The sequence below is a fragment of the Amycolatopsis sp. NPDC003865 genome (assembly GCF_053605345.1).
In genome coordinates, this window is record NZ_JBSGJA010000013.1 from 160203 (window position 1) to 177625 (window position 17423).

Consider the following 17423-nt stretch of genomic DNA (forward strand, 5'->3'; position numbering starts at 1 on the left):
CGGGCCGCCTGCGCCGGTGTTCTCCTCGGGGTGTCCGAAGATCGGATTCCGAACGGAGGCACCGATGAACCTGTTCGACAAGGCCAAGGAAGCGCTCGGCAAGCACCCGGACCAGGCCGACCAGGGTGTGGACAAGGCCGCCGACGCCGCCAAGCAGCGGTTCGGCGAGCACGCCGACAAGATCGACCAGGGCTCGGAGAAGGTGAAGGACTACCTGCACAACCAGGGCGGCGGGCAGCAGGACGCGCCCCCGCAGTGAGCCCCGTCCGGCCGTCGCCGCCGCACCGGTTCCGGTGCGGCGGCGGGCCCGGCCGGTGAGCCCGGCCAGCCGTCCGGGGGAAGCACGCTTCGCTCCCCGCCCGGCTGGGTACCACCGGCTCCGTGGTCGCCACCTACCTCGTCCCCGTCCGGACGGCCCTCGTCCTCTTCCCGTTCCTCGTGCTGGCCGTCATGCTGCCCGCCGCGTTCGTCAGCTACCGCCGGCGCGGCCGCGCGGGCGGGTGGCCGACGTTCGTCTTCTACGCCTTCCTCTTCTACCTGCTGGCGATCGCGACGCAGACGGTGCTGCCGCTGCCCGCCGACCCGGCGTACTGCGCGGGCCACACCTACGCGAGTTCTCCGCAGTTGCGGCCTTTCTACTTCGTCGAGGTCGTGTCCCAGCGCGCTCGCGGGCACTGGAGCCCCGGTGCGCTGCTGCACAACCCGGCGGTCTGGACCACCGCGCTCAACGTCGTGATGCTGGCGCCGCTCGGGTTCTACGTCCGCTACGCGCAGCGGATGCGGCTGGTGCCCGCGACGCTGATCGGCTTCGGCGTCTCGCTGTTCTTCGAGCTGACGCAGCTGACCGGGCTGTGGTTCGTCTACCCGTGCCCGTACCGGCTCTTCAGCGTCGACGACCTGATCCTCAACACCGCCGGTGTCGTCGCCGGCTGGCTCGTGGCCGGTCCGCTCGGCAAGCTGCTGCCGTCGCCGCGGCCCGAGCACGACCGGCGCCGCTATGCCGCGAAGGTCACCTTCACCCGGCGGCTCTTCGCGCTGGCCACCGACCTGCTCGGGTTCGCCGCGCTGCTCGGCTTCCTGTTCGGCCTGCTGACGCTGTTCGGCGAGGACCTGAACCACCGCGACACGCCGGTGGTGATCCTCGCCCTCGTGTGGTTCGTGGTGCTGCCCGCGGTGACCGGCTCGACGCCCGGGAAGCGGGCGATGCTGCTGCGCGTGGTGCGGCGCGGGCGCCGCCGGGCCGGGCCGATCGCGCTGCTGGTGCGCAACGGCGTCCTGCTTTCGCCGCTGTGGCTGGGCTGGCTGGTGCTGGACCTGGACCACTGGGACCTCGGCAACCACCCCGAGCGGCTGCTCCTGCCGGTCGCGCTGGCCGCGTCGGTGTTCGTCGTGGGCGTGTGGACGCCGCTGGCGGTACTGCTCGACAGCGAGCACCGGGCGCCCTACGAACGGCTCACCCGCACGGTCAACGTCGCCATCGTGCCCGCCGCTCCGGAGCCCGGCCCGGCCCCCGAACCGGCCCGGCGCGAGGAAGTCCTTAAAGGACGGTGAGGCGACACCGGGCTGCCCGGGATCGGCGGCGCTGGTAGATTGCGACGGGAGCAGGTTGAGCCGCCAGCCCGCGTCCCCCTTCCCCATCCTGGAGCCCGCATGACGACCGACGCAACGCGGCCGCGGCAGCGGTACTCCGGCGAGGGCTGGTCGCTCGACGTCGCCGAGGGCGGCGACCTGCGGATCTTCACCCTCCGCGGCGAGTTCGACTTCGCGGTTTCGGTGAAGCTCGCCGAAGCGCTGCCGGCCGAGCCCGGCGCCGCGGACGTCGTGCTGGACATGTCCGGGGTCGAGTACTGCGACTCCAGCTGCCTGCAGGTCCTGCTGCGGCTGGGCACCCGGTTGCGCGAAGCGGGCGGCCGGCTGGCCGTCGTGACGACCGCCCCCGCCGTGGTCCGGCCGATCGAGCTGCTCCGCCTCGGCGACGTAATGCCGGTTCACTCGAGCGTCGACGCGGTCCGCGCTTCCTGGGGCGAAGAAGCATGACCACCTCCGATACCCGTGTCGGCGGGCCCGGATCCGGGCATGAAGAAGGGGAGGGCTTCTCCCCGGAGCCCGGCACGGACAGGGAGGCGGACGTGAACCTGAGAACGATCCGGCACGAGCTCGGCATCACCGCCGAGCTCACCGAGCTGGCGAAAGTCCGGCACTGGGTCCGCACCGTCCTGCGGGAGTTCCCGGCGAACGTGGTCAGCACCGCGGTCATGGTGGTCGACGAGCTCACGTCGAACGCGCTGCGCCACGGCCGCGCCCCGTACCACGTGCGCCTGCTGCCCGGCGCCGCGAAGCTGCGGATCGAGGTCGACGACGGCGGCGGCGAGTCCGCGCGCCGCCGGACGCCGTCCGACCAGGGCGGCCGGGGGCTGCTGCTGGTGGAGCGCTGCGCCGCGGCCTGGGGCCAGCTGCGCCGGCCCAGCGGCAAGACCCTGTGGGCCGAGCTGGCCACCGACGACCCCGCGGGTGCCCGTGGCTGACCCGGCGCGCAGCACGCCGACCGCCCCGGACACCGGCGACCGAGGCTGGGCAGCCGCCCCGATGGCGGCCCTCAGCGCCGACACCGCCGGGGTCGTCCTCGCCCTCAACGAAGCCGCCCGCGCGCTCTTCCCGGGTGCCGAGCCCGGGTGCCGGCTCGCCGGGACCGCACCGGACTGGCTGGTCGCCGCGCACGACGGCGGCGGCGACGAGATCGTCCGCGGTGACGTCGGCGAGCGGTCCTTCGCGGCCCACCCGATCCCGCACGGCGAGGCCGTCACGTGGTGGCTGGTCGACGAGACCGACGCCCGCGTGGCCCGGGACGCCCTGGTCCGCGAGCAGGAGCGCACCGCGTTCCTCAGCGACGCCTCCGCCGCGCTGCTCGGCTCGCTCAACCTCGACCGCTGCATGGAGGTCGCGGCCCGGCTCGCCGCGCAGCACCTCGCCGACGCCGCCCTGGTCCTGGCGCCCGCCGCCGGCGGGAGCTACCCCGCCGTCACCTGCGTGCGCGACGGCGAACCGACCCGGTCCCGGCTGGAGATCGACCCCGACGAGCTGCCCGGCCTCGGCGAGGCGCTGCAGGGCTTCCCGCCGGTGCCCTCGCGCTGGCTCGACCCCGACGCCGCACCCGGCTGGGTGCTGCCGGCGGACTTCGGCCCGGTCGGCTCGGTCGTCGTCACGCCGCTGCCCGGCCACGGCGTCCCGGCCGGTGCGCTGGTGCTGCTGCGCCGTGGCGACCGGGCGTCGTTCACCGACTCCGAAGAGCTCTTCGCCCGGCTGTTCGCGGCACGAGCGGGTGCGGCGATGTCGGCGGCGCGCGTGTTCGCGCTGCAGGCGTCGATCACCGACACGCTGATGCGCGAGCTGCTTCCGCCGACGCTCGAACAGCTCGGTGGCGTCGAGTTCGCCGGCCGCTACCGCCCGGCGCGCGACGGCGAGCGCATCGGCGGCGACTTCTACGACGTGCACTCGGCGATCGACACCGGTGGCGAGTCGCTGGCCGTGCTCGGCGACGTCTGCGGCAAGGGCCTCGACGCCGCGGTCCTGACCGGGAAGATCCGCACCACGCTGCGCGCGCTGCTGCCGATGGCGGGCGACCACGGGGCGCTGCTCACCCTGCTGAACCGCACTCTGGCCGACCGGCGCGACGCCCGGTTCGTCACCCTCGTGCTGGCCTCCGCCCGCCGCGAAGGGGCCGGCGTCCGGCTGCGCGTCACGAGCGCGGGCCACCCGCCGCCCCTGATCGTCCGGGCCGACGGCCGCGTGGAGGAGGCCGAGACCCACGGGAGCCTGATCGGCGTGCTGCCCGAGATCGAGTCGTCCGGCACGGACGTCACGCTCGACCCCGGTGAGACGTGCCTGCTCTACACCGACGGGATCGTCGAAGCGCGCGGCGGCCCGCTCGGCGACGCGATGTTCGGCGAGGACCGGCTCCGGCAGTCCCTCACCGAATGCGCGAACATGCCCGCCGACGCCGTCGTCGAGCGGATCCAGATGCTCGCGTCGCAGTGGATCGGCCGCGGCACCCACGACGACATGGCGGTGCTGGCGATCACCGCGCCGCGCGGCCAGCACCTGACCGCGGTCGGCGGCCACGGTCGCGGGAGGTACACGGCGTGAGCACCCCGATCCGCACGCCCGGGGTGGCCGAGCGCGCCGAGCGGCTCTGGGCCGCCGTCACGACCGGCGACGAGTACGCCGCCGGCGACGTCGTGGTCCAGGCGCTCGCCGACGGCGCCGACCCGGAGAGCCTGCTGCTCGACGTGATCGGCGCGGTCCAGCGCCGGGTCGGGCAGGAGTGGGCGGCCAACCGCCTCACCGTCGCGCAGGAGCACGCCGCGACCGCGATCAACGACCGCGTCATCGCGACCTTCGGGTACGTGCTGAAGCGGCCGGAACCGCACCTGGGCCGCGTGACCGTCGCCTGCGTCGACGGCGAGTGGCACGCGATGCCGGCCCGGCTGCTCGCCGAAGTGCTGCGGCTGCGCGGCTTCCGCGTCGACTACCTCGGCGCGCAGGTGCCCGCCCCGCACCTGGTCGCCCACCTGCACCGCACCGGGCCGGACGCGGTCGCGCTGTCCGGGTCGATCGCGACCCGGCTGCCGACCGCGCACGCCACGATCACCGCATGCCAGGCCGCCGCGACCCCGGTCATCGCCGGCGGCGCGGCGTTCGGGCCCGACGGCCGGTACGCCCGGCTCCTCGGCGCCGAGGCCTGGGCGCCGGACGCGCGTTCGGCGGCCGACCGGCTGACCGACCCGCTCCCCCGCCCGCACATCGGGCACCAGCCGATCGACGACCTGCCGCACCTGGCCGACCAGGAGTACACGCTGGTCACGCGCAGTTCGAGCAGGCTGGTCAAGGCGGTGCTGGCCGGGCTGGAGGAGCGCGTCCCGGCCGTGCGCGGCTACACCGAGCTGCAGCGGCAGCACACGGCCGAGGACATCGCGCACATCGTCGATTTCCTGGGGGCGTCGCTGTACGTCGGCGACGAGGAGCTGTTCACCGGCTTCCTGAGCTGGACCGCCGGCATCCTCACCGCGCGCGGCGTCCCGGCCGCCTCGCTCGTTCCCGCCCTCGAGCTGCTCGAGGCGGAGCTGCGCGACTTCCCGCGGGCCACCGGCCTGCTCCGCGCGGCACGCACGCACGTGGCGGCCCCGGCCGCCGGATCGGGGTTGTCCGCATGAGTCTGACCTGCGCGTGGACCGCCCCGGACGGCGAAACGGCCCGCGTCACGATCGACGGCACGCTGGAGTTCGCGACGGCCGGGACGCTGCTGCAGCTGGTCACCGACCGGCTGGCCGACCACCCCGGGGTGCGGGACGTGCGGCTCGACTGCGCCGAGGTCGCCTTCTGCGACTCTTCCGGGCTGTCGACCCTGCTGCTGGTCCACCGCGCGGTCACCGGCGCGGGTGCCCGCCTGCACTTGGACAACCGGCCGCGCGCGCTCGACCGGCTGCTGGCCCTGACCGGGACGACGGCCTACCTCACCGGCGAAGCCGCGGACTCACGCGCCCGCCGCGACTCGTAGGCCGTCCAGCTCCCCCGGGTCGTGGGCGCTGGAGACCGTCACCTCCCCGCCGTGCGGCCGGCTGCGACCACGTGCCGCCCGTCCAGTGCCCGGACTTCAAGCGGGTGATTTCGCAGCCTTCGCCAGCTTCGACGGCCACCAGACCCGGCGCCCGACGTCGACCGTCAGCGCGGGCACCAGCAGCGACCGCACGAGGAACGTGTCCAGCAGGACGCCGAACGCGACGATGAACGCGATCTGGGCGAGGAACAGGATCGGGATCACCGCGAGCGCGGAGAACGTCGCCGCGAGCACGACTCCCGCCGAGGTGATCACCCCGCCGGTCAGCGACAGCCCGCGCAGCGTGCCGTCGCGCGTCCCGCGGGTCAGCGCCTCTTCGCGGACCCGGGTCATCAGGAAGATGTTGTAGTCGATGCCCAGCGCCACCAGGAAGACGAACCCGAACAGCGGCACCACCGGGTCCGCGCCCGGGAAGTCCAGAACGTGGTTGAAGACCACGGCCGACACGCCCATCGTCGCGGCGAACGAAAGCACCACCGTCGCGATCAGCAGCAACGGCGCGAGCAACGACCGCAGCAGCAGCGCCAGCACCAGGAAGATGACCAGCAGCACGATCGGGATGATCAGCGCCCGGTCGTGCTCGGAGGTCTGCTGCGTGTCGAGCTGGATCGCCGTCGGGCCGCCGACCTTCGCGTTCGCGCCGGGGACCGCGTGCACGGCCTCGCGCAGCCGCCCGACCGTCGCCACCGCCGCCTCGGAGTCGGCCGGGTCGTTCAGCACCGACAGGATCTGGACCCGGCCGTTCACCTGCTTGGGCAGCGCCACGGACTGCGCGACACCGTCCAGCTTGGCCGCCGCCAGGACCGCGGGCACCGCGCCGGCGTCGGCGATCGTGATGGCGGGCGCGCCGAGGCCGCCTGGGAAGTGCCTGCCCAGGATGTCCTGCCCCGTCCCGGATTCGACCTGGGTGAGGAAGACGTCGGACTGCGCGGTGCCGGACGCCTTGAGCTGCGGCAGGAACGCCACACCGACGCCGAGGACGAGCGCCGTCACCACCCAGACCGCCCGCGGGCGGCGGCCGACCAGGCCGGCCACGCGGCCCCAGACGCCGGACGTCTCGGGGTGCGGCGAACCCAGTGCGGGCTTGAACGGCCAGAACGCGCCGCGGCCGCACAGGGCGAGCACGGCGGGCAGGAACGTGGTGGAGGCCAGCAGCGCGGCGCCGATGCCGATCGCCGCGACCGGGCCGAGGCCCTTGTTCGAGTTCAGGTCGCTGAACAGCAGGCACAGCACGCCGAGGATCACGGTGCCGGCCGACGCGGCGATCGGTTCGAGCGTCGCGCGCCACGCGAGCTTCAGCGCGTCGAACCGGTTCGGTGTGTCGCGCAGCTGTTCCCGGAACCGCGCGACGGTCAACAGGGCGTAGTCCGTCGCCGCGCCGAACACGAGGATCGAGAGGATGCCCTGGCTCTGGCCGTTGAGGGCGAGGACGTCGTTCTTCGCCAGCAGGTAGACGACGAGGCTGGCGAGCCCGAGCGCGAACACCGCCGACAGCAGCACGAGCAGCGGCAGCAGCGGGCTGCGGTAGACGGCGACGAGGATCAGCGCGACGACACCGCCGGCGACCAGCAGCAGGATGCCGTCGATGCCGCCGAAGGCCGTCACCAGGTCCGCGATCTGCCCGGCGGGCCCGGTGACCAGCACGGTGAGCCCCGGAGGCGCGCCCGTGAGCTTCGCGCGGACCTCCTTGACGACGTCGGCGGGGTTGCCGTCGGCGAGGATCGGCACGGCCAGCTGCACGGCCTGGTCGTCCCGCGGCGCCTTGTCGGGCTTCCCGAGCGGGCCCACGACGCCGGGCACCGTGCCCAGCTCGGCGGCCTTGGCGTCGAGGAACCGCCGATCGTCCGCGGTCAGGCCGGTGGTGCGCTCGGCGACGACTGTCGCGGGCAGCACCTGGCGCGGGGTGAAGGCCTTCTGCTCGTCGGAGACCTCGGTGGCCTCGGCCGAGCGCGGCAGGAAGGCGGCGTTGTCGTTCTTCGCGACCTCGCTGAGCTTCCCAGCGAACGGGCCGCCGAACCCGCCCAGCCCGAGCCAGGCGACCACCAGGAGGGCAGGGATCAGCCAGCGGAGACGGCGCGGCTTGTCGTTCATGGTCGCTAAGGTCCTTTCGAGGGCGAACACGCCCAATTGTTCAGCAAGCTGAACATTCTGCACGACGGACCCGGAGTGACGGTGAGCACAACCCCCGAACCCGACCTGAGCACGTGGCCGACGGGCCGGCTGCTCGCCGTGGCGGCCCGCCTGGTCGAACACCGCTGGACGGCGGTGCTCGAGGGCATGGGGCTCACCCACGCGGGGCTGATCGCGCTGCACACGTTGCGCGACGGGCCGCTCCCCCAGCGGACGCTGGCCCAGCGCTGCCAGGTGACGGACCAGACGATCAGCCGCACCCTCGACCGGCTGGGCAAGGCCGGGTTCGTCACGCGGACGCCGGATCCCGCGGACGCCCGGCGGCACGTCACCCGGCTGACCCCCCAGGGCCGGGCGGTCCACGAACAGGCGGTGCGGGCCGAGCCCGCGGTGCTCGGGGAGCTCGGCGCGGACGACGCGTTCCGGGCCGGCCTGCTGCAGGTGATCGCCCGGCTGTCCGCGCCGGATCGAGACCAACCGGTTACCTGAGCGGACCCGCCCAGGCCAGGCGGACTTCCGGCGTTCCCGTGGCCGCGACAGGCCGCCGCCGCGGCCGGCGCGGCGATTCAGCCCCGGCTCGCCTGGGTAGGTCTTCTTCCATGTGGATCGCGGTGAGCACCCCAGTGGCCCTCCTGATCGCTACCGTGCTGATGGAGCGGTTCGAGCGACGATGCACCCTGGCGCCGTCCGCGAAGGGCGAGCCGGCCGAACTGCCGGCTTCGGGCGCGCTCGACTAGCGTCCGTCCTTTGTAGACACCTCCTTCTGATGTGATCCACGTCTCACTCCTCTGCGTCGAGAACCCCGTGCCCGCCCCGGGGCGACTGACGAAGCAGATCCGGCCGACCCCGGATCAAGGGAGGAGCACACCATGCGCAGCAAGACCACCCGCACCGTGACCGGACTGGCCGCCGCGGCCGGACTCGTCACGGCGGTGAGCATCGGGATCGCCGGCGGCGCGTCGGCGGACCAGGGGACCACGGAGGGGACCATGACCACACAGCCGCCCCAGGGCGCGCGGGCCACCGTCGAGGTGACCCCGAACCCGACGACGCACCGCGGCCAGGAAGTGACCATCACCGGCGACTGCGGCGGGGGCACCGGGTTGAAGTCCGTCCTCGGCGGCTTCCCGGAGCACCCCGCGCTGGAGAACATCCGCATCCTCGACGCCGGACCGGACCACTTCGTCGCCAAGGCGACGGTGTCGCAGCACATCGGCAACGGCGTCGGACCGGTGTTCGTCGACTGCGGCGGCGAAGCGGGAGTGACACTCCTGGTCACCCACGTCTAGCGCGAGGGGCCCGCCCACCGGAGGAATTTCCGGTGGGCGGGCCATTTCGCGACAATTCAGCAGGTCTTCCACGCGAAGTGGTAAATCGTGTCCACGCTCGCGTGTTCGGAATCCATTTCGATGTAACTCGTTCCCGCGGAACCGCCCGCGTCCGCACGCAGTTCCGCATTGATGTTCAGGTTGCGGTCCTCACCGCACGGGGCGAACACGAGCGCCGCCACGTCGGTGGTGTCCGTCGCCCGCCACACGCCGTGGAACGGGCCCGGGTAGGTGTGGCGGACCCGGGCAGTCGGCGAGGTGCCGGTGAAGTAGTAGTTGGCCTGCTCGAGCGCGCTCGCCCCGCTCTCGATGTGGGCGAAACCGCGGTACTCCGCCTCGGCGATCGCGTACGTGAACCCTTGCGGTACATGGACGAGCACGTTGATCTGGCAGTTCTTCCTGGCGTCGAGCGCGGACGCGCCACCGCCGGCCTTGGCGGTGAAGTTCGTGTAGTGCACCGTGAACGACGAGTTGTCGGATGCGACGTCGGCGGTCGCCGTGGCCGTGCCCGCCGGGCAGCCCGACCCGTTGATGGTCTTGACGTCGAGCGTGATCTTTTCGGTCGGAGCCGACGTCGCCGGGGAATCGACGGGTGCGGCGAGGGCGGACAGAACCATTCCGGCTACGACCAACATACCGAGCATGACGCTCCTCCAAATGGGCCACGGTGCCTTTTGATCTCGATGATCGCGCGCGGAACGGATCGTAGCGCGATCGCAACCTTTTCGACGGCCACTGAACGGAGTAACACGGCAACTCGGAGTGCGGGAAATCCATTTCCCGCATTTTCCGGCTTCATTACTTGCTTATGTCGGACAAACAACGGTCACGGCTGGTCCGGACCACTGGCGTGCCGGAGCGAATACGGCGGGGTCGTCCCGGCGAGCAGCGCTTCGGCGTCCAGCGTGGCCGCGCCGCTCCCCCGCTCCGCGAACCGCCGCGCCACCAGCGCGCCCGGGTCACCGACCACGTCCGCGCGGCCGGTCAGGAACGCCCACTCGTGCTCGTCGGAACCGAAGTACAGCACCGTCGGAAACACTTCGCGGAACCGCCGCCACGACGCGAGCAGCGTCTCGTTGCGCCACAGCGTCGGGCAGCCCGCCTGGCAGGTGACCACCCCGCCGGGAGCGAGCAGCCGGGCGCACCGGCCGAGGAAGTCCGTGCCGTACAAGCGGTTGTGCTGCGCGTCGGGGTCGGTGTTCTCGTCCGGCAGGTCGATCACGACGACGTCGTAGGAATCGCCGCGGGCCTCGGCCGCGGCCAGGAACTCCCAGCCGTCCGCATAGGACACCCGGACCGGCCCGTCACCGCGGGCGAGGTCGGCGGTCGTGTATCCGTAGGGCAGGTGCTCGGCGCAGGCCCGCACGGCCTGCTCGTCGATGTCGACGTGGTCGACGCGCGTGGCACCCGCGGACACCGCCAGCTCGGAGGCGACCCCCTCGCTCGACCCGATGATCAGCACCCGCCGCACCCGCTCGGCCAGCAGGAGCGCCGGCACCATCAGCGCCTCGTGGTACACGAGCTGGCTCGCCTCGGTGCTCTGCCGTTCGCCGTCGCAGAACAGCGAAATCCCCTGCGCGGTCTCGCCGATGAGCACTTCCTGGTACGGCGTGCGCGCGTGGAACCGCACGTCGCCGACCTCCCAGACGCGGGTGAGGCCGGCGCCGACCGGTTCGTGGATCAGGGGCATCAGCGTTCTCCCCGGTGCAGGACGGACAGGTGGACCGAAGCGGCGTCCAGCGATTTCGCCAGCAGCCGCAGCGCGTGCTCGGGGTCGGCCCGCGAGCCGCAGGTGAACACGTCGGCGAACAGCGAACCGTGCTCGGGGTAGGTGTGCACGGACGCGTGCGACTCGGCCAGCAGCGCGATCACCGTGGCCCCCTGCGGCACGAACCGCTTGGCCACGACGTCGACGACCGTCGCGCCCGCCTCCGTCACCGCCGCCCGCAGCAGTTCGCCGAGCCGCACCGCGTCGTTGAGCAGGCCCGGGTCGACGCCGTGCAGCTCGGCGAGGACGTGGCGCCCGGTGAACCGGCCGATCTCAGGCATCGCCCCACCGCCCGACGCAGTAGGTGCGCAGCGGCTCGATGCCGTTGAACCCGACCGACGCGTAGCTGGCGGTGTAGGCGCCGGTGCCCGGCAGGTCGAGCCGGTCACCGGTCGTCAGCGACAGCGGCAGTTCGTACGGCGTGCGCTGGTAGAGGACGTCGTCGCCGTCGCAGGTCGGCCCGGCGAGCACCACCGGCCCGCACGGGCCGTCCTGCGCCGCCACCGGCTCGACCCGGTACGCGATCGCCTCGTTCTCGGCCTCGGCGAGGCCGTTGTAGCGCCCGATGTCGAGGTAGACCCAGCGCCGTTCGCCGCGCCAGGCGACGAGGACGACCTCGGTCCGGAGCAGGCCGGCGTCGGCGACGAGCACCCGGCCCGGCTCCAGCATCAGCTCGGGCCGCGTGCCGGGGAGATGCGTGTCGAGGGCGGACGCGATCGTCGTGGCGTAGACGTCCAGCGCAGGCACCGCGGTCCGGTGGGTGGTCGCGAAGCCGCCGCCCAGGTTGAGCCGCGTCATCGTGACGCCCTGCGCCGCGGCCTCGGCGAACAGCTTCGCCGCCGTCGCGATCCCGATCTCCCACGCGCCGGCGTCCGGCTGCTGCGACCCGACGTGGAAGGCGATGCCCGGCCGCAGGCCGAGCGCGGCCGCGCGCAGCACCAGGTCGAGCGCCTCGGCCGGCTCGCAGCCGAACTTGCGGCCGAACGGCGTCACCGAGTCCGGCGCGTCGAGCAGCACGCGGATCGACACGGCCGCGCCCGGCGCGTGCTCGGCCAGGTGGTCGACGTCGGCCGCGGCGTCCGAAGTGAACTCGCGGACGCCGAGTTCGAAGGCGTCGGCGATGTCGCGGGGTTTCTTGATCGGGTTCCCGTAGGCGATGCCGGCCGGGTCCGCGCCGCGGTCCAGGCACAGCGCGAGCTCGGCGGGCCCGGCGACGTCGAAGCCGATCCCGGCCGCCACCAGCGCGTCGAGCACCGGCGGCGCCGGGTTGGCCTTGACCGCGTACCGGATCAGCGCGCCCGGGAACGCCGCGCGGACCTCGCGCGCCCGGGCCGCGACGGCGTCGGTGTCGACGACGAGGCACGGGGTCGGCGGGTCCCGTTCGTCGAGGAACCGGCGGAGGGGGTCGGCGCACACGGCGCCAGTGTCGCAAACGGCGTCAGACGAACCGCCACAGGTGGTCCGGTGTCCCGTTGTCGTCCCACTGGGTCACCTGGGCACCGTCCGCGGTGGACTGCTGGTCGACCGCCATGACCTTGCCGCTGCGGACGTTGACCAGCTTCGACCAGCCGCCGCCGGCGTCGACGATCCGCCAGTTGTGGTCGGGGGTGCCGTTGTCCTGGAACTGCTGGACGTGGGCGCCGTTGTCGAGGCTCTGGTCGTGCACCGCGAGGACCTTGCCGCTGTTGCGGTTGACGATCCGGACGGTGCCGTCGCCGTTGTCGACCACGGCCCAGAGGTGGTCGGCGGTGCCGTTGTCGGTCCACTGCGTGACCTCCGCGGTGTCGGCCAGCGACATGTTCGACACGGCGAGCACCTTGCCCGAGCGCTGGTTCTGCAGCTTCCGCCACACGGTCGTCGACGCCGCCGGGCGGGTCAGCAGGGCGAGGTAGCCGCCGGCGACCGGCCGGGCCTGGAAGCCGCGCTGGGTGGCGTCGGCGACGACGTACCAGTCGCTGAACGGCACCCGTTGCGGAGTGACGTTCGCGTAGCTGTAGACACCCTCGACCAGCGAGGTGCGGATGTTCGGCTGGTCGGTGAGCCAGGCGGCGGTCCACAGCTCCCAGTCGGCCTTCGTGTAGTTGTTGCGCGGGTCGAGCAGGACACCGTGGGCGCCGACGCGGCCCTGGTACCAGGCGGCCTCCTGGGCGGCGACGCCGAGCGGGACCAGGTCGAGGCCGAGCACGCGGTCGGCGAAGCCGTTGTACTTCAGGCTCCACGTGCCGGGCTGGTCGTAGGCGAGCCTGAGGTGCTGGCCGTCCCCGGCGAGGGTCACCCACTGGCTGATGTAGCTCCGCGAGACCGAGCGGTACCGCTGGGCGTCGGCGGTGTTGCCGACCGCGGCGGCGACGACCCCCATCGCGCCGACCCCGATGATGCCCTTGAGCGCGAGGTTGGCGCTGTGGGCGATGAACCCGGTGAAGTCGTCGGTCTGGTTCTGGAAGCCCGGGTCGAGGGTGGTGCCGACCAGGTACTCGGCCCACTGCCGCAGGATCCGGTAGTGGGTGTTCGCGAAGGCGACGGCGTCCGCGGACGGGAGCCGCTGGACGAGGGCGGCGGCCATGATCAGCATGTTGGCCGACTCCTCGACCGGCATGCTCTCCTCGTTGCCGTCGTTGTGCCCGGTCGCGTCCGGGTAGTGGGTGCCGAGGTCGTGCTCGGCGAACTGCATCGGCCAGCCGCCGCGCTCGGCGTAGTCGAGCAGCGGCTCCAGGACCAGCCGCAGGTAGGCCGGGGACAGGTAGAGGTAGGCGGGGAACGCCGGGTAGGTGACGTCCACTGTGGACATGTTGCCGTTGGAGGAGATCTCCTTGAGGAAGCCCCACGGCGCGCCGCCGCGGTCGACGAGTTCGGTGCCGCCGAAGGCCTGGCGCAGCGCGAGCGCGCAGATCCCGGCGTAGTGCTCGCCGGTGGTGCCGCCGCCGGCCGCGGCGACGGCGTCGTCGTGCAGGCGCTGGTCGATCGCGGTCGCGGCGGACAGCGCGCTCGCGTAGTCGTTGCCGAACCACACGGCCATGTCCTGCCAGCTGCTCCAGTAGTGCGTCCACCAGGGGTTCAGCTGAGTGCCGAGGTAGCGGACGGCGGGCGTGCGGACGTGGCCGATCGAGAGCCTGAACGGAGCCGAGGTGCCGCCGGCCGGGATCGTGCCGAGGTCGGCGTTGAAGGCCAGCACCGGCCAGCGGTCGCTGATCGCGCGCGGCTGGGCGGTGTCGCTGGTGTTGGTCAGGGCGCCCTGGCCCGCCGAAGCGGCGCGCACGACGGTGTCCTGTCCGATCTGCCAGCTGGTCCCGGACGTCGGCGCGGCGAGCACGAGCCGTCCCCAGCTCGCCTGGTCGCCGTTCTCCTGCAGCACCCCCGGGCTCGCCGGGGTGCAGGACAGCAGCGTGTACCCGTTCGCCTGCTGCTGGGTCCAGGTCACCTGGGCCGAGGTGTCGCCGTGCACCCACTCGGCCGAGGTGTCGAAGTGCAGGTCGACGGCGTGGGCGCGGCCGTCGGCGCTGGCGGCCTGGATGGTGACGTAGCCGAAGGGCACGCACTGGCGCTGCAGGTTCGCCGGGTCGACGGGCGAGAAGAACGTGACGGTGAGGTTCACGCCGCCGCCGGTGAGGACGTAGGTCGAGCGCGTGCCGGTGACCTGCAGGCTGAGCTGGGTCATCGGCGTGAGCGCGGGCCCGCCCGGCAGCGCGGGCTGACCGGCGAAGACGTAGGCGGCGCCGTCGATGCGGGCCAGGCCGCAGAGCGCGGTGATGTGCCCGGTCCAGAAGCTCGACCAGGTGCCGGGGAGGTTGTCGGCGGGCTGCCAGGTGGACAGGTAGGGCGAGCGGACGATGAGCGGGGTGGCGGGCGGCCGGATCGGGCTGAAGGTGCCGGCGGCGGCGGTTCCGGGCAGCCAGAGCGCGGCGGCGACGGCGGCGGCGGTGCCCCCGGCGAGCCGGAGCAGGTCCCGGCGGGTCAGGTGAGCGCGTTCTCGGGAGGACATCGGTGGCCCCTTCCACGGCGGGCGAGATCGTGCGGGGGATAACTTTTACATCGTTGGTACAACGTTGTAAATCCGCCGTTGGTCGGTGCGGTGATTGCTTGACGGACCACTCGGGGCGCAGGTCCGGTGCGCTTTTCGGGCGCGCGGATCAGGCGGCGCGGGGCGGCCGGTCCGACGCCGGCCAGACGTACGGCAGGTCGTCCGGCACGCCCGGGAACCGGGCCGCGTAGTGGCCCGGATCCTTGCGCACCAGCGCGGACTGATGACTGCGGTGCAGGGCCTCGTCGCCGAGCCAGGGCGGGAGGTCGCCGGTGGCCGCCAGCTCCGCCTGGGTGCGTACCGCCGTGCTCCCCATCGCGGCCGTGAACTCATCGGTCAGCTTCACCGCGCACGTGTCCGCCGCGCCCAGCTCGCACCACACCGCGCACACTTCCAGGCCGTAGCGCGTCAGCGCCTCTTCGTACCCCGTCCACATCTTCGCGGCCGGGTGGTGGCGCCAGCCGTAGCCCGGGACCACCAGCGCGCGCAGCACCTGGAGCGTCTCCACGCGCTGCTTGCCCAGACGGCGGCGGTCGAGCGTGCGGGCGCTCTCGGTGAAGCCGGCGCACGGCAGGAACGTCTGCATCCGGGCCGGGTACCCCGGCGCCGGCCGGTCGATGCGGGAGGATCGAGGGCATGCACGCCGACCTCGTCTTCACCGGCGGCCCCGTGCTCACCCCCGGCGGCCGGGCCGGGTTCGCGGCCGTCCGCGGCGGCCGGATCACCGCCGTCGGCGCCGACCCGGCCCCGGTCACCGGCCCGCGCACCGAGGTCGTCGACCTGCGCGGGCGCCTGCTGCTGCCCGGCTTCCAGGACGCGCACATCCACGCCGTCGGCGGCGGGGTCGAACTCGGCCGGTGCGACCTCACCGGCGCGACCACCGTGGTGAGCTGCCTCGACACCGTCGCCGCGTACGCACGGGCCAACCCGCGGCTCGAGTGGCTCACCGGCAGCGGCTGGTCGATGGACACCTTCGCGGGCGGCCTCCCCCACCGCCGGCTGCTCGACGCCGTCGTCGCGGACCGGCCGGTCGTCCTGGTCAACCGCGACCACCACGGCGCCTGGCTGAACAGCGCCGCGCTCGCCCGCGCCCGCATCACCGCGGAGACGCCGGACCCGCCGGACGGCCGCATCGAGCGCGACGCCGACGGCGCCACCGGCGTCCTGCAGGAAGGCGCGATGGACCTCGTCACCCGGCTGCTGCCGCCGGTCACCGAGGTCGACGAGCTGGCCGGCCTCCTGCGGGCGCAACGGCTGCTGCACTCGCTCGGCGTCACCGCCTGGCAGGACGCGCTGCTCGGCGAGTACGGCGGCATGCCGGACCCGTCGCGGGCGTACGCGACCGCGTCGGAACGCGGGCTGCTGAGCGCCCGCGTCACGGGCGCGCTCTGGTGGGACCGCGCCCGCGGTGCCGAGCAGCTCCCGGACCTCCTGGAGCGCCGGGAGTCGTTGCGCCGCAGCGGGTTCCGCGCCGAAACCGTCAAGATCATGCTGGACGGCGTCGCCGAGAACCACACCGCGGCGCTGCTCGCGCCCTACCGGTGCGCCGGCCACAGTGGACTGAGCTTCGTCGACGCGGCGGCGTTGCGCGAGTACGTGCCGCTCCTGGACGCGCACGGCTTCCAGGTGCACTTCCACGCGCTCGGCGACCGCGCGGTGCGGGACGCGCTCGACGCCGTCGAGGCCGCCCGCGCGGCGAACGGCGACGGGCGGCGCCACCACCTCGCGCACGTGCAGGTGGTGCACCCCGACGACGTCCCGCGCTTCGGGCGGCTCGGCGCGACCGCGACGATCCAGCCGCTGTGGGCCGTGCACGAACCTCAGATGGACGAGCTGACCATCCCCTTCCTCGGCGCCGAACGGGCGGCGTGGCAGTACCCGTTCGGGGCCCTGCTGCGAGCCGGGGCCACCCTGGCCGCCGGCAGCGACTGGCCGGTGAGCAGCCCCGACCCGCTGCAGGGCATCCACGTGGCGGTCAACCGGATCCCCTACGGCGAGGACGGTCCGGCGTTCCTCCTGGACCAGCGGATCACCCTCGCCGCGGCGATCACCGCGTACACCGCGGGTTCGGCCCACGTCAACCACCTCGACGACACGGGCGTGATCCGCCCCGGGCACCGCGCCGACCTGGTGGTGCTCGACCGCGACCCCTTCGCGGGCCCCGACCACGAGATCGGGGCCGCGAAGGTCGCGATGACGTTCACCGAGGGCCGGTGCGTCCACGAGCCATGACGGCGGGCTCCGGTTCGACGCTCACCCGGGGCCGCAGCGGCAGGTTCTCCAGCCCCTCGACGTCGAGCACGAGGAACCAGTGCGCGTTGGCCGGGATGTGGATCTTGAACATCGGTGCGGTGGCCACCCCGCCGTGCATCCGGTAGTACTGCCGGCGCCGGTAGGCCTGGTAGTTGACCTCCGTCAGGAGCCTGACGTTGGCCATGGCGTCCAGGCGGATGGTGACCACCGCGTCTCTTCGCACCTTCCCGAGATCGAACACGTTCGCTTCCATTTCGCCCCTCTTCACGCGTGGGTTGTGGGTTGTGGCGGTCGCGGGCAGCGCGGAACACG

19 protein-coding genes are annotated in these 17423 nt (G+C 73.1%); 11 read left to right on the plus strand and 8 right to left on the minus strand.

Annotated elements, in window-relative coordinates:
• The first annotated feature begins 64 nt into the window (after window positions 1-64).
• The 7 genes from ACWEVP_RS28995 (at window position 65) to ACWEVP_RS29025 (ending at window position 5554) form a co-directional block, all read left to right on the plus strand.
• Window positions 65-259: an antitoxin gene (locus tag ACWEVP_RS28995; protein ID WP_364466844.1), complete on the plus strand. Its 195-nt coding sequence runs from the start codon at window positions 65-67 to the stop codon at window positions 257-259.
• Window positions 260-381: 122 nt separating this feature from the next.
• Window positions 382-1551, plus strand: a complete 1170-nt coding sequence (locus tag ACWEVP_RS29000) for a VanZ family protein (protein WP_452065732.1) — start codon at window positions 382-384, stop codon at window positions 1549-1551.
• A gap of 99 nt (window positions 1552-1650) precedes the next feature.
• A complete protein-coding gene (locus ACWEVP_RS29005; protein ID WP_452065733.1) occupies window positions 1651-2037 on the plus strand; it encodes an STAS domain-containing protein in 387 nt (128 codons plus the stop codon).
• Window positions 2038-2129: 92 nt separating this feature from the next.
• On the plus strand, window positions 2130-2525 hold the full coding sequence (locus ACWEVP_RS29010) for an ATP-binding protein (protein ID WP_452065734.1): 396 nt from the start codon (window positions 2130-2132) through the stop codon (window positions 2523-2525).
• Window positions 2512-4143 (plus strand): PP2C family protein-serine/threonine phosphatase, encoded by a 1632-nt coding sequence (locus ACWEVP_RS29015; RefSeq protein WP_452065735.1) that lies wholly within the window; start codon window positions 2512-2514, stop codon window positions 4141-4143. The genes ACWEVP_RS29010 and ACWEVP_RS29015 overlap by 14 nt, the downstream gene beginning before the upstream one ends.
• Complete coding sequence (locus tag ACWEVP_RS29020; protein WP_452065736.1) at window positions 4140-5210, plus strand: cobalamin B12-binding domain-containing protein; 1071 nt, start codon at window positions 4140-4142, stop codon at window positions 5208-5210. Before ACWEVP_RS29015 ends, ACWEVP_RS29020 begins: the two co-directional genes overlap by 4 nt.
• Entirely contained in the window at window positions 5207-5554 is a 348-nt protein-coding gene (locus ACWEVP_RS29025; protein WP_452065737.1) for an STAS domain-containing protein, read from the plus strand. Before ACWEVP_RS29020 ends, ACWEVP_RS29025 begins: the two co-directional genes overlap by 4 nt.
• Before the next feature lie 96 nt (window positions 5555-5650).
• Here ACWEVP_RS29025 and ACWEVP_RS29030 read toward each other — a convergent pair whose 3' ends face one another.
• Window positions 5651-7705, minus strand: coding sequence for an MMPL family transporter (locus ACWEVP_RS29030; RefSeq protein WP_452065738.1), 2055 nt, complete (start codon window positions 7703-7705; stop codon window positions 5651-5653).
• A 75-nt stretch (window positions 7706-7780) separates the two neighbouring features.
• On the opposite strand from ACWEVP_RS29030, the gene ACWEVP_RS29035 reads away from it, so the two are divergent.
• The 3 genes from ACWEVP_RS29035 (at window position 7781) to ACWEVP_RS29045 (ending at window position 9033) form a co-directional block, all read left to right on the plus strand.
• Entirely contained in the window at window positions 7781-8233 is a 453-nt protein-coding gene (locus ACWEVP_RS29035; RefSeq protein ID WP_452065739.1) for a MarR family winged helix-turn-helix transcriptional regulator, read from the plus strand.
• 122 nt (window positions 8234-8355) lie between these two features.
• On the plus strand, window positions 8356-8481 hold the full coding sequence (locus tag ACWEVP_RS29040) for a hypothetical protein (RefSeq protein WP_452065740.1): 126 nt from the start codon (window positions 8356-8358) through the stop codon (window positions 8479-8481).
• A gap of 132 nt (window positions 8482-8613) precedes the next feature.
• Window positions 8614-9033, plus strand: a complete 420-nt coding sequence (locus tag ACWEVP_RS29045; protein WP_452065741.1) for a hypothetical protein — start codon at window positions 8614-8616, stop codon at window positions 9031-9033.
• Window positions 9034-9089: 56 nt separating this feature from the next.
• On the opposite strand, the gene ACWEVP_RS29050 is transcribed toward ACWEVP_RS29045, so the two are convergent.
• From ACWEVP_RS29050 to ACWEVP_RS29075, 6 genes are all read right to left on the minus strand, one after another.
• A complete protein-coding gene (locus ACWEVP_RS29050; RefSeq protein WP_452065742.1) occupies window positions 9090-9716 on the minus strand; it encodes a DUF4360 domain-containing protein in 627 nt (208 codons plus the stop codon).
• 182 nt (window positions 9717-9898) lie between these two features.
• Window positions 9899-10762 (minus strand): spermidine synthase, encoded by an 864-nt coding sequence (locus tag ACWEVP_RS29055; RefSeq protein WP_452065743.1) that lies wholly within the window; start codon window positions 10760-10762, stop codon window positions 9899-9901.
• Complete coding sequence (gene speD, locus ACWEVP_RS29060; RefSeq protein WP_400909351.1) at window positions 10762-11121, minus strand: adenosylmethionine decarboxylase; 360 nt, start codon at window positions 11119-11121, stop codon at window positions 10762-10764. Before speD ends, ACWEVP_RS29055 begins: the two co-directional genes overlap by 1 nt.
• On the minus strand, window positions 11114-12256 hold the full coding sequence (locus ACWEVP_RS29065; protein WP_452065744.1) for a type III PLP-dependent enzyme: 1143 nt from the start codon (window positions 12254-12256) through the stop codon (window positions 11114-11116). The genes speD and ACWEVP_RS29065 overlap by 8 nt, the downstream gene beginning before the upstream one ends.
• A 22-nt stretch (window positions 12257-12278) precedes the next feature.
• A complete protein-coding gene (locus tag ACWEVP_RS29070; protein WP_452065745.1) occupies window positions 12279-14819 on the minus strand; it encodes a glutaminase domain-containing protein in 2541 nt (846 codons plus the stop codon).
• Between the two features lie 148 nt (window positions 14820-14967).
• The gene (locus ACWEVP_RS29075; protein ID WP_452065746.1) at window positions 14968-15444 is read right to left on the minus strand and encodes an MSMEG_6728 family protein; all 477 of its coding nucleotides are present in this window, start codon (window positions 15442-15444) and stop codon (window positions 14968-14970) included.
• 50 nt (window positions 15445-15494) lie between these two features.
• Between ACWEVP_RS29075 and ACWEVP_RS29080 the strand changes: the two genes are divergently transcribed.
• Window positions 15495-17090 carry an amidohydrolase gene (locus ACWEVP_RS29080; protein WP_452065747.1) on the plus strand — a complete coding sequence of 532 codons (1596 nt, stop codon included), beginning with the start codon at window positions 15495-15497 and terminating at the stop codon, window positions 17088-17090.
• On the opposite strand, the gene ACWEVP_RS29085 is transcribed toward ACWEVP_RS29080, so the two are convergent.
• A complete protein-coding gene (locus ACWEVP_RS29085) occupies window positions 17059-17364 on the minus strand; it encodes a DUF1883 domain-containing protein (protein WP_452065748.1) in 306 nt (101 codons plus the stop codon). The two genes, ACWEVP_RS29080 and ACWEVP_RS29085, sit on opposite strands and share 32 nt — an antisense overlap.
• Window positions 17365-17423 lie beyond the last annotated feature (59 nt).